The sequence below is a fragment of the Paenibacillus faecalis genome (assembly GCF_900289175.1).
GTDB lineage: Bacteria > Bacillota > Bacilli > Paenibacillales > Paenibacillaceae > Paenibacillus_AQ > Paenibacillus_AQ faecalis.
The window spans coordinates 4,802,192-4,817,568 of the sequence record NZ_LT985747.1 but is presented as its reverse complement, the minus strand read 5'-3'; the positions used below and the strand labels follow the sequence as shown (position 1 = coordinate 4,817,568).

Annotated in this window: 10 protein-coding genes; 1 reads left to right on the top strand and 9 read right to left on the bottom strand. The window is 47.6% G+C overall.

From position 1 onward, the window contains the following. Positions 1–173: 173 nt before the first annotated feature. A complete protein-coding gene (locus C8268_RS22500; RefSeq protein WP_106769758.1) occupies positions 174–1,421 on the bottom strand; it encodes an MFS transporter in 1,248 nt (415 codons plus the stop codon). Between the two features lie 199 nt (positions 1,422–1,620). Between C8268_RS22500 and C8268_RS22495 the strand changes: the two genes are divergently transcribed. Next, entirely contained in the window at positions 1,621–3,918 is a 2,298-nt protein-coding gene (locus C8268_RS22495; RefSeq protein WP_106769757.1) for a helix-turn-helix domain-containing protein, read from the top strand. 102 nt (positions 3,919–4,020) lie between these two features. Here C8268_RS22495 and C8268_RS22490 read toward each other — a convergent pair whose 3' ends face one another. The 8 genes from C8268_RS22490 to C8268_RS22455 form a co-directional block, all read right to left on the bottom strand. Next, entirely contained in the window at positions 4,021–5,055 is a 1,035-nt protein-coding gene (locus C8268_RS22490; protein WP_106769756.1) for a glycoside hydrolase family 18 protein, read from the bottom strand. A 19-nt stretch (positions 5,056–5,074) separates the two neighbouring features. Continuing rightward, positions 5,075–7,690, bottom strand: coding sequence for a transglutaminase-like domain-containing protein (locus C8268_RS22485; RefSeq protein WP_106769755.1), 2,616 nt, complete (start codon positions 7,688–7,690; stop codon positions 5,075–5,077). A gap of 6 nt (positions 7,691–7,696) precedes the next feature. Then, positions 7,697–8,719: a carbohydrate-binding family 9-like protein gene (locus tag C8268_RS22480; protein ID WP_106769754.1), complete on the bottom strand. Its 1,023-nt coding sequence runs from the start codon at positions 8,717–8,719 to the stop codon at positions 7,697–7,699. A gap of 74 nt (positions 8,720–8,793) precedes the next feature. Further along, positions 8,794–10,080: an alpha-L-fucosidase gene (locus C8268_RS22475; protein ID WP_106769753.1), complete on the bottom strand. Its 1,287-nt coding sequence runs from the start codon at positions 10,078–10,080 to the stop codon at positions 8,794–8,796. Positions 10,081–10,158: 78 nt separating this feature from the next. Then, on the bottom strand, positions 10,159–11,547 hold the full coding sequence (locus tag C8268_RS22470; RefSeq protein WP_106769752.1) for an alpha-L-fucosidase: 1,389 nt from the start codon (positions 11,545–11,547) through the stop codon (positions 10,159–10,161). Between the two features lie 115 nt (positions 11,548–11,662). Beyond that, positions 11,663–13,279, bottom strand: coding sequence for an extracellular solute-binding protein (locus C8268_RS22465; RefSeq protein ID WP_106769751.1), 1,617 nt, complete (start codon positions 13,277–13,279; stop codon positions 11,663–11,665). 43 nt (positions 13,280–13,322) lie between these two features. Continuing rightward, positions 13,323–14,231 (bottom strand): carbohydrate ABC transporter permease, encoded by a 909-nt coding sequence (locus C8268_RS22460; protein WP_106769750.1) that lies wholly within the window; start codon positions 14,229–14,231, stop codon positions 13,323–13,325. Between the two features lie 17 nt (positions 14,232–14,248). Beyond that, positions 14,249–15,196, bottom strand: a complete 948-nt coding sequence (locus C8268_RS22455; protein WP_234033005.1) for an ABC transporter permease — start codon at positions 15,194–15,196, stop codon at positions 14,249–14,251. Between the last annotated feature and the right edge of the window lie 181 nt (positions 15,197–15,377).

Genomic DNA, 15,377 nt, shown 5'->3' with positions numbered 1-15,377 from the left:
AATCGTTCCTTTTGGGGCGAAAGAGGCTGAAGAAAAAGCTGCCCAAGCTGTTGGAAAAATGAAATAGGGGGGTCCCATCAGATATTAAATCTGGTGGGACGTCCCCTTTTTTCTGTGTGGAGCGCTAACGCCCATAAATGTACTATAATAATATAAGAATAAAGGCTCTATGGTTATAGTGTCATCGCATGATCACCGGACGGATTGGATTTCTGGCGCTCCCAAATATGCAGTCCCAAATAGCAAAGCGCCCCCAACGCCAACAGCACACAGTTCGCTATAAATACCGCCTTTATGTTAACCGTTGAAAACAGAAAAGAACCTAACACTGCGCCCAGCGACGCGGCAATCACACTCATAAACATCGACATGACAGCCTGCCCTGTCGAGCGGTAGCGATCCGGTATCGATTGAATCATATATTGCGCCGTGTATGACAAATTGATCGCAATAGCGATTCCCAGAACGACTTGAGAAAACATCACAACAGCCAGATTCATCGATAAAACAATAAGCATGGAGCGTACAGTGAACAAAAATGCAGCCACCGAGAGCATAAACAACGGCTGCAGCCGGCTTCCTACTCGTCCAATGAGGATAAATACAATAACCTCGACTCCGGCTGGAATCATCCATGCGAGGCCATTGTGCAGGGAAGTCCCTCCCAGCTCTACTAACAGAAAACTGAGGTACTGGTCACTCATCACAATCGCCATGCCGCACAAGCAGCTAACCAGCAGGAACAGCATTACCTGAGGTCTTCGAAATAGCGGCCATGCCTCCTTCATCGACACCCGCTCCACCGGTTCACCGGTTTGAGATGGCTTGCGGGGATCGCTGACCGGAAGGAGACTGACCAGTGCGAAAGCCATGAACAGCATAAACATCCAGCCAATCGGCTGTAAACCGGTAAAAAAAGCGAGTGCAACACCGGCGATCAGAGCAGCAAAGGAAAATCCAGCAGCACCTGCACTGCGAAGGGAAGCATATGAAAGCTTCAAGCCCCTTGACTTCAACATAATAAAGCTTTCTACCAAGACAATCACCGGAGCCGCGAAAAATTGATAGATAAGCATCGCCACCATAACGCCTAAAGGATTTTTTATCATAAACATGACAGCGACCGTCAGAAGGGACATCAGATTTAATCCAATAATCAATGGCTTAATGCGGCTAAGCTTGTCACTGAGGATACTCCAGATATAATTTGAAAAGAGCGCCACAAACGGCAGCATCGCATTTTGAAGCCCATACAATTGACCGGAATATCCGATATCCTTGAAATAGAGCGGGAAAAACGAAGCCACAATTCCCCCCGGAACAAAAAGGAGAAATACAGCGATAAAAGATAGCGGCGCCTGTTGTTTTATGTAAGTTTTCAGATTATTCACTCCAATTCTATGCAAAACCGTTGAACCCATAATTAGGATGTATAGTGCTTAGACATTGTAGCCAATGAATTAGAGGTTGGCAATGAAAAAAAATACCTGTCATGTCAGTTCAGAAGGTTGAATCCGGGGACACCCGCATATACATTTTTAACACCTCTATATGAAAGCGTTTACCATAGAATTTAATTTTTAGCTATTCCTGCAAGGAGGCAGCTTGGGAGGTTACTTCATGAAGTGGAATCATATCAAATCCAAACTATTATTTAAATATACATTATCCTATATTGCTATCTTCCTTATTCCACTTGTCATTCTGACGATATTCATCTATCAAAGCGCCGTTCAAAATCTCCGCTCAGAAATCGAGCAGACGAATGTCAATCAGATGGTACAAGCAAAAACGGTCATCGATGAACGGATGAAGGAGCTACAGGAAATAGCCACACGTATCGCTTATGATGAGCAGCTTACATCGTACTGGGCGCACCATCCGTACTATAGTCGGGAGACGATCGGGGCGCTGACTAAATATAAAGCAACAAGCTCGATTATCAACGAACTTTACTTATATTTTCGAGGCGATGAGCTTATTTTCTCTCCCCAAGGAATGGAGCGAATTGATGTTTTTACGAATAAATACAAGTTTCAAAGCTGGAGCAAAACAGATCTGGTTCAGGACCTGAATACAGTACGCTATCCAACGATGCGGCCCGCGGAAATTGTCGATCAAGGGGATTCTGTGCAAAAATCAATGCTTGCCTATCTTGTACCCATCACGCCAAACAACCCGACTCCGCATGGAACGGTCATGTATCTGATTAACGAATCGAATCTGACCGACTTAATCGAATCGATCTTAACCAACTATAACGGAATGACCTATATTTTTGATAATAATGGGCAGGTGCTTGCCGCCAACCATCAGGGAGAGACGATCACCGAGGAGGACGTGGCTACCCTGTACCAGCTCGAACCGGGAACACATAGCCTTACCCTGGACGGGGAATCGCATTCTGTCGTCTCCGTTAAATCAGACTCCGGCTGGTCTTATGTAACCGCCATGCCAAGCAGCCAATTTTTCAGCCGAATTGTACATATACAGACCTTTATCGTTCTTGTTTTTTCACTTGTTGTCGTGATGGGAACGATCCTGGCCATCATTTTGGCTCGAAGACAGTACCACCCGATTTCCGACTTGATGGAGTTCATACGTATTAAAACCGTATCCGATGCAGCCACATCCAGCAACGAACTGGAATGGATCAAAAACACACTGAATGATTACAGCCAGCGCATTGATCTTCAGGAACCGTACGCCCGCAACCATATTTTGCTGCTTCTGCTGAAACACGGACATACAGCTGAATTGACGACTGAATTCAAAGAAACTCTCGGTCTGCGCTTCAACCGATCTTATTATTTTGTCGTCTGTATGGGGTGGGAAGCTCATGCTTTTCCCATAGACGCCAATCCAGACCGGAGATCTGTTCTGCAACTGATCAACGAATTGGAGCTACCGGAGCATTCCGTTCACGTCTACGGTGTAGAGCTGCCTCAGCCTAATCGCCTGGCTCTCATCGTCGGCTTTAATACAGACACCGGAGACGAGGCTCGTCTGCAATCATTGATGGAATCGATCGTCGAGAAATTGCGCAAGCTGGTCACCGAACAAGCTGGCCTGCCTCCGGCCATCGGATCGGGGACCCGGTATAGTCAAGCTGAGCAGCTGAATCAATCTTATATTGAAGCATCGACAGCCTTTGAATCCTCCATGCTCAATGGGCAGGGCAGCACCACTTTCTTCAATAAACTTTCAGGGCCCCAACATAATTGCTCTTTCTGGGTACCAATGGACGTGCTGCTAAAGCTCGTTCAAAGTCTCAAGCAAGGAAGCTATGATGTAGCTGTCCAGATGGTGTCCACCGCACTCAACAACCTGAAAGCGGAACAACCTTCCGTTGCACTGCTTCGCTGCATCTGCTTTGACATTTTAAATACGATGCTAAAGACCGCTTTAGAATTAGGTATTCATCATGTTGTAAGTGAGATTCCACGATTGACCTCCTTCGACTCGTTGGAACAATTGGAGAAAAAACTAATAGGCCTTGCCGCTGACATCTGCGCCCATGTTGAGGCCAAGAGCGAAACGGAAGAAAGCAGTCTGATTGAACAGATTACCGCTTATATTGATGATCATTTCACGGATTACAACCTAAGTTTGGGCGTGATATCGTCCAGATTTTCCATCTCCTCTTCTCATTTCAGCCGCTCTTTCAAAGAGAAAATGGGGATTAATTTTTCCCAATACATATGGCAAAAACGAATGGACGAGGTTATCCGGCAGCTGCTTTATACCAACGATTCTTTAAAAGATATCATTACACGCGTCGGTTATCTGGACACACCGAATTTCATCCGCAAATTCAAAAAAGAAATGGGATGCACCCCTGGTCAATACCGTAAAATGCATAATCGGAATGAAGCCTCCAATTCCCCGGATGATGAGGATGAGGAATACAGCGGGTAATCAAGAAAAAACGCTCTTTAACATCCTGAATAAGGAAGAAGAGCGTTTTTTCATAAATTAATCAAGTTCCGAAACGAAAAGCGTTTCTCAGCTTGATGTTTTTTAATATTGCAGTCCCTGATACAGTGCATCAAGCAGTCGATGCGTTTTGTCGCAGCTGTACTCCCAGAACATGATTCCCGCCAGGCCGTTAGCCTTTATATAATCACATTTAGAGCGAATCGATTCCTCATCGTCATAAGATATGAAGCTGGAACCATTAAACAGATAAGGTGCGCAAGATTCTGCGTCCCAGTAACGGACATAACCGTTCCTATTCACGTAATTGGCTGAGAGCTCGGTAAAGTCAGGTCCATATCCGCCGTTGCTGCCGGCCATTTGATGCAGGCCGTTATGAAGGTCCGGAACCTCGTGCCAGACACGGGAGTAGAAGGCAGCACCGATGACGATCTTCTCCTTCGGTACACCTGCGCGGACAAACATATTCACGGATGCGTCTACGCTGATTCGAAACAGATCTCCGGTCGGCGTATATAGATTGGTGTGATGTCCTGTTAAAGTCTGAAATCCGCCCCGCATATCATAAGTCATCAGCTGGATAAAATCGAGGTGCTGCTGTACCTGGTCCATCTCCGTTCCGTCTACATAATACTGATCCGCGCCAGCTGCAATCGTAAGCAAATAATGACGTCCATCCTTCGATCCTTTTGCATCCAGCGCTTCCCGGATCGTCTTGAGCAGCAAGGTAAAGTTTTGCTTATCATCAGGACTCGATGCAATGCCAGCCTCACTATAGCATGGATACTCCCAATCCAGATCAATTCCGTCAAAAGGAAGCTCATCGAGCACCCGTAACGCTGAAGCAGCCATGCTGCTTCTTCCTTCCTCGGTGGAAGCCGCCTCGGAAAATCCGCCCGCTCCCCATCCTCCTACCGACAACAGTATTGTCAGTTCAGGATGCTCTTTCTTAATGCTGCGGATAGCGTCCTTATTCTTCAAATGCGCTATGCTGATTTCATCGTTTCGCACCCATCCGAAGGCAATATTCAAATGGGTTAACTTCAATAAATCCTCTCTGGCCATCTCCGGGAGAACGGCATCCACTGCATAACCGGCCGCAATATATTTCTTTGTCATTCCTTCTCACTCCGTTTCTTCAGCTTGCTCCCAATAAACCTGTTAAAACCTGAACAGCTTCCTTCCCGATACCGATCTTATACCCGGACGATGTATATCGAATCTGATCTTCGCGATCGAGCGCGAACAGATGCGGGAAACCGGCTTCAAGCGCAGAGGCTTCCGATATAAAATGAGGTAAAGAGACAGCGGCTGGATCGTTTACAACGATGGTGCGAGATGGCAAACCCGCTACATGCTCAGCGCTAAAAGAAGCTGTCCACTCCGGATCACCGAACACGAGAACGACCGGGATACCTAGCGCATCCACCTCGCCTGACAGCTCCCTCAACTCACGAAGCAGATGCTTGGTCGGCTCCCTTTCAGGCTCCATCCATGCAACAATCGCACCTTTCGAACCGATTAGCTCCCCTAACTTGCATGAGCTCCCATCCGCCCGCATCAAGTTGGTACTGCGATCAATGGTCCCGAGTACCGGAATATCTTCCGCTGTCTCACGGTAAGTCAGAATGACATTGGTTTGCTGATCAGCAAGTACCGTGAAATAAATAAAGCGCAGCCTTACCGTCCCATCCTTAAGTCGTACCCCGGAAACTAAACGATACGACCCGGGTTCCACCTCGAAGGGCACGTTGTAAACGTCCGATTTTCCATAAGGGTAAACCAGTGTCTTGTACACCCCATCCTCAAGGCGGGCAAATGTAAAGTTTTCATAGTAGGAAGCGGTCGGACCGTCCTGTGCCGCCTCCGGATCACGAAGCAGCTGCACCGTTCCCCATGCTGTCCTCTCTTTCTTCTCCGAAGGAAGCATGGTAAATACCGCATCCACCCAGTTGCTGTCCTTCAAGTACTGAGGCTTCTGTTCACTCGGATGTAAGCGAGCCGGAATACCCAGACTGCGGCATACAGCCACAAACAGAATGTGCAGTGATTCGGGATCGCCCATGTTCAGATTGAACGTGCCAAGCGGATTTCCCTTCCCCTTCAGGTTGGGCAGATCCTCCCAAATGCCAAAACCTTGTTCTAACCGTCTGACAAGCTCCGCTGGATTCGATCTGAACACTCTGGTCTCGTCCATGCTGAACGATTCCTGAAACTTGCGTCTGTAAGGCACAAGCATTTCATAGGAAACCCGGGGACAAAGAACATACTTGATAAATGTGTCTTCAGAAAAATCACCGCGCTGCCGCAGGGCGTACATCAGATGGTCATCCAGCGTCTCCCGGAACGTATCGATCAAGTCTTTATCATGCAAGCTTTCCAACAACCTTAGCGGCCACTCACCATATTCTTCGGAACGCTCCTCAAGAAAAGCTGCAATCTCACGGCTGTTTCCACGTGCCTTCTGCAGAACCTCCCATACTCGCTCCGGTGAAAGTCCAGCTGTCTGAGCAAGCTTGAACGCATCCTCCTCTTTCAGAAATGTGTTCTCATAATCGGTCCGAATTTTCGTCCCTTCTTCAAGTCGGCTATGATGGTGCTGTATTTGTTCCTCGGACAGCGCCTCGGCTGCCTCTCCCGAACGCTCTGGCGGAGGTATCAGGTCAAAATCCCAAGTTCCATCCGGCTGCTCTGAGGCATCGAGCACAAGCTCAAGATCATTTTCATGCGCAGCTACTTTCATTTCCTTCCACTTGCCGTCTTTTACAGCACGGATGACCAGCTCACCGAATCCTGTTTTAAAGCTAGCTTTCCCTTGGTCATCCGTTGGCAGTGCAGCGATCGGGTACAGCTCCCCCATATTGTACAATTCAAAATAAACATCCGCCCCGCTGACCGGAGTACCCTGTTCATCCTTTACAAAGACATGGATGATACGTGCAGGTGCATAGTTAGGCAGCAGATTGATTTCAGTAAACCACCCGCTGGCAAGAGTAATGTCCTCCGGTCCCGGATAATCTGCAAAAATACGTGTATTGATCAGCATTGCCCGCCTCGCAGGAGGGCTGAACCACCCCTGGTTCAGACGAGCTTCCGGTTCACAAGCGCCGAAGTAATACCACTGCCCATCTGCCCAGGCTTCCACCCACGCGTGGTTGCTGTCTGTGTGAGCCCAACGCGGCGTGTACACCTGGCGTGCAGGAATGCCAATGCTGCGCAGCGCAGCTACAGCCAGCGTCGATTCCTCGCCGCAGCGCCCCCTGGCATTTCGAATCATCGTCAGCGGTGAGATGGTTCGCTGATCGCTTGCTATATACGTTGCCTTCTCATGGCACCAGTAGTTCGTTTCCAAAATGGCATCAGCCATGGACAGATTTTGGGTCCGCTCGAATAATTCGTTATACAATATACCGCGGAAATCTTCGATATTTTCGGTATTTACTCGATACGGTAGCACGAAATGCAGAAAGAGATGATCCGGCACTCGCGATCCCCAAGGCATCTGCTTTCGAATCTCCAATGACTGGCGAACGTGGCTCAAGAACAGTGCCCCGTCATAGTCAGCCATATCATTGATCGGCATATAGGCGTACAGGTACTTTAAGGCCCATATCTCTTCTAAAGACAGTTCCTCTTGAAAAATATCAAACAACTCATGCCGTCGTGCCGACGCCAAATCCTGCTTTTTGCGAAATTTTCGGTCGATTTGCTCCATCGTTTGAGGACTCAACGAAAATACGGATACCTGTGTCATTCACCTTCACTCCTTCCATAGCTTTCCGTCTTCCCGAATGCTGAAATAGCCACTTCCATCCGAAGATGGAACTGTTATCTGAAACAGACTCCGTGTCGTCTCAATAACAGGATCGATACTCCACACTTCATCACCCATAAGCAGCTTCTTGTCTGTCGCAAACGCTCCATGAACTTCATAATAATTACGCTGACGGTAATAAAGTTTTCGAAGTTCCCATTTCAGAAGTTCATCCTGCGGAAGCTCAAAGTTTTTCGGAACGTCGCCGTCGACGAACACAACATAACCCCACAGCTCAGGATAGTGCATATTGATAATGCCCATGGGCGACCAGACCCAGTTGTCCTCCGGGTATGGCTTGCCTGTCCCAGGGTTTAGCACTTTACGATATTTCCCGTCCTGAACCTCTGTCTGCCACTGCACACGGGAAAAATTAACGCGCCAAAATTGTCCGGGCGCAGGCTTCCGCCCTTCAGCAGCACATTCCTTCAAGCTCGCCCAGGGTATAGCCACTTCAACACTCCACTTCCGGTTATCTGCCTCCGGATTGTTCAGCTCGCCCTCAATATGTACAGCGGTCTTCAATCCAGCAATATCCCAGCTGTTTACCGGAGGACCTCCGTCTCGGTAAGGTTTTACCAAAAACAGATCCCATACCGTATTTAGCGCATTAATCTCAAACTCATAATATTGATGACTATCTCCATCTGGATCGATGAAGATCTCAAAATCATTATCATGAAAAATAACAGAATCCCGCTCCGTCAGCGTTGCCCATATTTGATCCTCCACCAACTCCGCCGCAAAATAAAAATATTCATCATCCCACAACATTTTCACCCGAGTCTGTTTCGCCGGGACCGGGCGAAGATCGCCTTCGATATCGACAAAATCATCTGTCCAATCCGCCCTAGACCAGAACGATTTATCGAGACGTCCGTCTAATTCCAGCGCCCCCTTAGCCCGCCGGCATATATAATGCTTGGGAGCGTATTCAACTTTCGGTTCCGGCACTCCACTCCTGTACATATCCTTCCCTCCGCTTCATGCTGATGAAATCAGGGAGGCCAATAGGAATACATATTCGCCTCCCCTTACAACGATCAGTTATGAGTCACAACCGCTCCCGAGCCGCCATACATCTCCAGCTCCTCGTCAAATTCCAGCTTAAGCACGGTTACATGCTCATGCGTATCCTCAGGCGTCATATAAATCCAGGTCGTTCCTGGAATATTGAACCACGGCACACCGCCATGAATTTCGTGAGACAGCTCTTTGCCCGAATGAAGAACAGTAATCTTTTTAATTGGGTTGCACAGTCCCTTCAGGCAAATATTCTTTTTCGGTTCATCATAGACGAACAAGTACAAGGTCTTTCTATCCTTGGATACCGTACTGCCTCCGAGATAATAACGTGTCATAATTCCTTCCTCTGTACCGTACACCGCCTCTTCATGGGTCCGAATCCATTCTCCAAGCCCAAGCAAAATATCCACCTGTCTCTGATCGATCGTCCCGTCCTCCCGAGGCCCGATATCCAGCAGCATATTTCCGCCCATAGAAATGCAGTCACAGAACATCCGAATGATCTGGTTCAAAGTTTTATACTTGTTATCCGTTGGCACATAGCCCCAAGACCTATTGATCGTTGTACAAAATTCCCACGGTCCATCCGGCCTTGTGATCGGAATCCCTTGCTCCGGTGTCTTGTAGTCTCCATAGCCCTGCAAACGAGAATTTATAATAATATTCGGATTGAAGGACTGAAGATAATGCTTGAATGCTGGCAAATTCCACTGCTCGGCACTGCGTTCCCAATCGCCGTCGAACCACAGCAGATCCACCTTGCCGTAATTCGTTAATAGCTCTCGCAGCTGATTGTTGTTGAATTCGAGGAACTTCTTCCACTTTTCTTCATCCTGAATGCCGTCTACCGGATTCGAATGCGGATTGACTTGGCTGAGATCCTCAGGAACTTTTCCTCCTTCAAACACGCTAGGATAATCGGGGTGAGACCAGTCAATCAGGGAAAAATACATACCAAGGTGAATGCCGCGTTTCGTCATCGCTTCCGCATATTCTTTAACGATATCGCGTTTTGCCGGAGTCTTCTTAACCACGTTCAAATCGCTGTACTGCGTATCCCATAAAGCAACACCATCATGATGTTTGGTCGTAAGAACCGCATATTTAGCACCAGACTTCTCAATCAGATCTGCCCACTGCTCCGCATCAAATTTGGACGCCGTAAAGCCGTCCAACTGCTTCATATACTGCTCATACGGAATTCTTCCGTTATAAAAGGACCAGGATTCCGAAACGCCATCTACCGCATAAATACCATAGTGGATAAATATCCCGAGCTTTGCGTCTTCAAACCATTGTTGCATATGAGGTCACACCTTTCGTCATAAATACTCGTATGAACATGAACCTGTTGATCTCCATCTAAAAAAAAGTCGCTACCGTTACCGAATGCGGAATACATGTGCAATCGGAGCTGATCCCTGGCGCTCCTGCTCCGGTAATGTGACGGTAATTCCGTTCTCCATTTGGCGGTAATCCAGCGCTTCTGGCCCTCCAACCAAATCCACACGGTTGATATGGGCTGTCACCGGCAAGTGCAATTCCTCCGGCATGGCGTCGTTCTCATCTCTGTACAGGCGGAAGGCATATGTGGTCTCGCCTTTCTTCGTAAATTGAACGTCTTGGGCAGAATACGGCTCACAAATCCGTGTTCCATAAATCGCTTCGCCATAAACCTTCAGCCACTCGCCCATGCCCTTCATTCTTGAAATGGCCGTTCTGGATAATCTTCCGTCCGGCTGCGGCGCCACATTAAGAGCCAGATTGCCCCCTTTGGAAACGATTTCAATAAGAAGGTGAATAAGCTGACGAACCGACTTATAATCGTCCTCATAACGGAAAGAGAACGCAGAGCCCATTGTGATACAGCTCTCCCACGGTACATGGAGCGCACGATCAGGTACGGTCTGCTCCGGTGTAATCAAATTTTCGTAAGGCCCTCCGACCATGCGGTCCGCTGAAAGCAGCCATGGCTGAATTTTTCGGGCCTTCTCCACGACTTCGCCCAGTCTGATATTTTGATCACGGTAGTCATTGACCCAACCGGCATCGAGCCACAGCACATCGATCCGGCCGTAGTTCGTCATCAGCTCCATAATTTGCTTATGGGTAAACCGTACAAACTCCTCCCACAGCCAAGGATATTCTTTCGGGTCGTATGTAGGTCCTCGCGATGTAGAGGTTCCCGGCTTTATGCCCGGCGCCCAGTAATAAGGAGAGTGCCAGTCCGCTTTAGAGAAGTATGCAGAAATACCGAGCCCCCTCTCACGGAAGGCATGGAACAGCTGCTTTGTAATGTCGGCGTATTTATGCGTGTGAAACGGACAGTCTTTCCCTGTGATCCGATACTCTGTTGTATGCGTATCCCACATACAGAACCCATCGTGATGCTTTGTTGTAAAATTCAAATATTTGAAGCCGTTATCGGCTGCCAGGTCGGCCCATAGTTCTGGCTGAAAACGGAGCGGATTAAAGGTTTTGTTTAACGCAAAATATTGCCGTTTCAGTTCCTCGGCATCAATGTCCCAATCGATCTCATTGCGGGACCATTCCTCATCCTCATCGCTCAGCGCCCATGATTCCACAAGGCCAAGCTGTGAATACGGCCCCCAGTGCATCATCAGACCCAGCTTCTGATCCTTGAACCATTCCAAACGCTTCAGCAGTAGCGGGTCCTCCGGTTTCACCCACTTTTCCTCACTGCTGTAATTGTGAACCCCTTGCTCGACAACGGTTTCTTGTTCCTCTTGAGCCATCTTGCTTTCACTCATCGCGTGCACCTCCGATTTGGTTCAATCCATTTCTGCTTGCTTTATGTCCTCCTTTATATAATAGACCAACCCCCGGTCATTTCCAGACCGGGAGTTCGCTGCTGTGAAACCATGGTTATTGACCGGAATTCCAGCGATCGTATGCGCCTTGATAAAGCTCGACGATTCGGTCACTGCCCATTTTTTTGACTTGTGCAACATAGCTGTCCCAATTGGAAAGCGGCTCTTGCCCTGTAACAAATTTCGCTTCCATCTGTTCAACATATGTGTTCAAATCGGACATCAGAGCACTTGCCTCACTTTGCTCTTCATTTGTCAAATATACGTTAGGGAATGGAGCTTTGCCGATCGGCTTAAGCTTCTCTGCATTCTCCTTTTCTAACCATTCGTCAAAGTCTGATCTAAGTCCTTTTCCTAATTCCGGATCACTGATACCTGGTGTAAGAATTCCGAAGTTCGGTGTCAGTGTACCCCGATATTCCTCACGGTCACCGCCGCCTGGTACTGGTAGCCATTCCTTTACACGGTTCTCTTTATCTGTATATTTCCAGAGTACGTTTTCAGGTCCCTGGCCGAACAGCGTTGCACCTTCATACCCGTAAAGATAGTCCACCCAGCGCATCGTTGCTTCCGGATTCGGGTTTTTGTTTGTAATCGCAAAGGTCCCATTGGTCGACATCCCTGGATGCATACCATATACCGGACTTCCGGCAATTTCGCTTGCTACCGGGGTCATCAGCGGATGCTCGTCGCTTGGTTCGCCTCCCATGGTGAAATGCGGATAATAGTCATTAAACAGTCCAATCTGATTGCTTTCCCCTTTAGCCTTTTTCTGTTCAGGCGTTTGTGAGAAGGTCTCATGGTCCAGTAACTCCTCTTCCCATAGACGATTCATGAAGGTCAAATAACCTTTATACCCTTCTTCCTGAGGAGCATAATGTACCTTACCGTCTTTATCAGAATAAATTTGCTCACTGTACATACCCCAGAATCCGAAGAAATACATACGCAAGTCATCCAGCTGCACGGAAGTTAACGGAATTTCATCCTGTTTTCCATTGCCGTTCGGATCTTCCTCTTTAAAGCGCTTCAAGAGTGTATATAACTCTTCTGTAGTCTTAGGCAATTCGGTTACACCGAGCGCCTCCAAAAACTTGCCGTTATACCACATCGGACTGCGGTACCATACAGCCCCGTTATCAATGAAAGGCAGTGCATAAATATGACCGTCAGGTGTAGTAAACGATTTACGGACATCCGGATTCTCATCAAACACTTTCTTAATGTTCGGTGCATATCCTTCATCGATGTACTTCTCCAAAGGGATCAGAACGCCTTGTGATCCATAGGTCACCTGCTCAGCAGGTCGAAGGTCCGCTGCGTAGAACACATCCGGTACATCACCGCTTGCAAACACCAGGTTTTTTTTCGTCTCAAAGCTGTCGATCGGTACAAGCTGATACTCCATCTTGATGCCTGTCAGCTTCTCCATTTCCTGCAGTGCAGGCATCTTGTTCCAATCCGCCACCCCTGCATCCTGAGACATCATCTTAAGCGTAAGCGGCTCCTCAACAATCGGGAATCCCTCTTTCTTTACCCCTTCTGCCGTGCTCGAGCCAGAGGCAGCTTTAGAATCACCTTCCGTGCCGCCAGGTGAGCCACATGCTGCTAACAAGCTTGCAGACAAGATCAGGCTGAGTAAAACCGTTGACGTCTTACGAAGCTTTCTCATGACAACAACTCCCCTTTATAATGATTTTTTTACTATGGCAAGATCAGCCCTTTACAGAACCGATCATGACACCTTGAACAAAATAACGCTGAAGGAACGGATACAACGTAATAACCGGAACGGTAGCCACGATAATGACTGCATATTTGACAAGCGCCGCGATCTCCGCCTTGCTGTTTAACGCAGAAGCCGTTGAAGCATCCATAAGCCCCCCGCCTTGGGCAGACATTTCCTGCAATACGAGGATTTGTCTCAAAACGAGCTGAAGCGGATACTTGGCTGAATCATTCAGATAGATGAGGGCTGAGAAGTAACTGTTCCAGTGGCCAACCCCGTAGAACAAGGCCATGACCGCGATGATCGGCATCGACAGCGGAAGGACAATCTTGATAAACATCCGCAAGTTCGTACAGCCGTCAATTTGGGCAGCATCCTGTAGCTCATTCGGAATGGTGCTCTGGAAGAAAGTTCGAGATACGATAATGTTCCAGATCGATGCAGCTGACGGAAGAACCAGTGCCCACATCGAGTCGATCATGCCGAGCTCTTTAACAAGAAGATATGAAGGTACAAGCCCGCCACCAAAGAACATCGTCACCATGAACATGCCCATAAAGAAGTTTCGCCCGACAAAATCTTTCCGGCTCAGCGCATACGCAGCCGGCAGCGTAACAAACAGGTTGATAGAAGTTCCCACCACAGTGTACAGAATCGTGTTTGCGTATCCTGACCATATGGCGGCATTCTCGAACACTCTCTTGTAGCCTTCAAACGTAATGCCCTTAGGAAACAGCCACATTTCTCCCGAATTGACAAGCTTCGGATCACTGATTGAAGCGCTGACCACATATATAAGGGGATAGAGCACAATGATAAAAGCAAAAAGTACGAAAAAATAGTTGCAAACCATAAAAATTTTATCCCGTTTCGTTTCTCTAACACCCGTTAGCATTGATGTCCTCCCCCTTTCTACCACAAGCTGTTTTCGCTTGTACGACGTACGATCTGGTTTACGGTAATCAATAAAATGGCATTGATCACGGAATTAAACAAACCGACAGCTGTCGAGAAGCTGTACTGGGCATCAACAAGACCAGAACGATATACGAACGTGGATATAACGTCTGATGAGCTCATGTTGAGCGGGTTCTGAAGCAGTAGGATCTTCTCATATCCGACCCCGAGCAAGCTTCCAATATTCAAAATTAATAAAATCGTCATGGTCGGAATGAGTGTAGGTATGTTGATGTAACGAAGACGCTGAAAACGTGAGGCCCCGTCGATAATGGCAGCTTCATGCAGTCCAGGATCAACACCCGCGAGTGCTGCCAAGTAGATGATCGTACCCCAGCCTGCGCTCTGCCACACACCGGAAAATACATACATCGTTTTAAACCACCTAGGATCGGTCAAGAAATCCGGGGCGCTGAAGCCAAGCCATTCAATCATATGGATTACGATCCCTGTTGATGGAGAAAGGAAAGTAATGATCATCCCCGCCATAACGACAACAGAAATAAAGTGAGGCGCGTAGGTCACCGTCTGAGCCATCTTTTTAAAAAAACCGTTTCTTAATTCATTAAAGGCCAGTGCCAAAATAATCGGGATCGGAAATCCAACGGCCAGTTCATATATGCTGATGCTTAGCGTATTCCATAAAAGATCCCAGAAATAGTAAGAGTCAAAGAATCGTTGAAAATGGTCAAATCCGATCCAGGGACTGCCTGTAATCCCCATCGTTGGAATAAAGTTTTTAAATGCGATTTGAATGCCGTACATCGGTCCATACGCGAAAATAAGAAAGTAAAAAAACGCAGGTGCAATGAAAATATAAAGTTCCCAGTTCTTCAAAATTCTCTTCCACAGGTTATTGCTTTTCTTTTTTGGTATTAACTGTGCTCCGTCTTTGACCGCTATCTTTGCATCCTGCACAGAACCACCCCTCCCTGATCATTAAGCTTGCTGCGCATTTTTGCCTTCTCCATTTTCATTTTGATAACGCTTACAAACTCTACGATAGCCAATGATCGTCGTGAACGTAAATATGTCATTTATGCCGGTCATGAAACCCCTTGCCACCAATGCTTACAGCGTGATG

What these genes read in the sequence shown, in the direction of transcription:
- C8268_RS22465 (WP_106769751.1), bottom strand. Translation starts at nt 13,279, where the DNA reads ATGAGAAAGCTTCGTAAGACGTCAACGGTTTTACTCAGCCTGATCTTG.
- C8268_RS22470 (WP_106769752.1), bottom strand. Translation starts at nt 11,547, where the DNA reads ATGAGTGAAAGCAAGATGGCTCAAGAGGAACAAGAAACCGTTGTCGAG.
- C8268_RS22490 (WP_106769756.1), bottom strand. Translation starts at nt 5,055, where the DNA reads ATGACAAAGAAATATATTGCGGCCGGTTATGCAGTGGATGCCGTTCTC.
- C8268_RS22485 (WP_106769755.1), bottom strand. Translation starts at nt 7,690, where the DNA reads ATGACACAGGTATCCGTATTTTCGTTGAGTCCTCAAACGATGGAGCAA.
- C8268_RS22495 (WP_106769757.1), top strand. Translation starts at nt 1,621, where the DNA reads ATGAAGTGGAATCATATCAAATCCAAACTATTATTTAAATATACATTA.
- C8268_RS22460 (WP_106769750.1), bottom strand. Translation starts at nt 14,231, where the DNA reads ATGCTAACGGGTGTTAGAGAAACGAAACGGGATAAAATTTTTATGGTT.
- C8268_RS22480 (WP_106769754.1), bottom strand. Translation starts at nt 8,719, where the DNA reads ATGTACAGGAGTGGAGTGCCGGAACCGAAAGTTGAATACGCTCCCAAG.
- C8268_RS22500 (WP_106769758.1), bottom strand. Translation starts at nt 1,421, where the DNA reads ATGGGTTCAACGGTTTTGCATAGAATTGGAGTGAATAATCTGAAAACT.
- C8268_RS22475 (WP_106769753.1), bottom strand. Translation starts at nt 10,080, where the DNA reads ATGCAACAATGGTTTGAAGACGCAAAGCTCGGGATATTTATCCACTAT.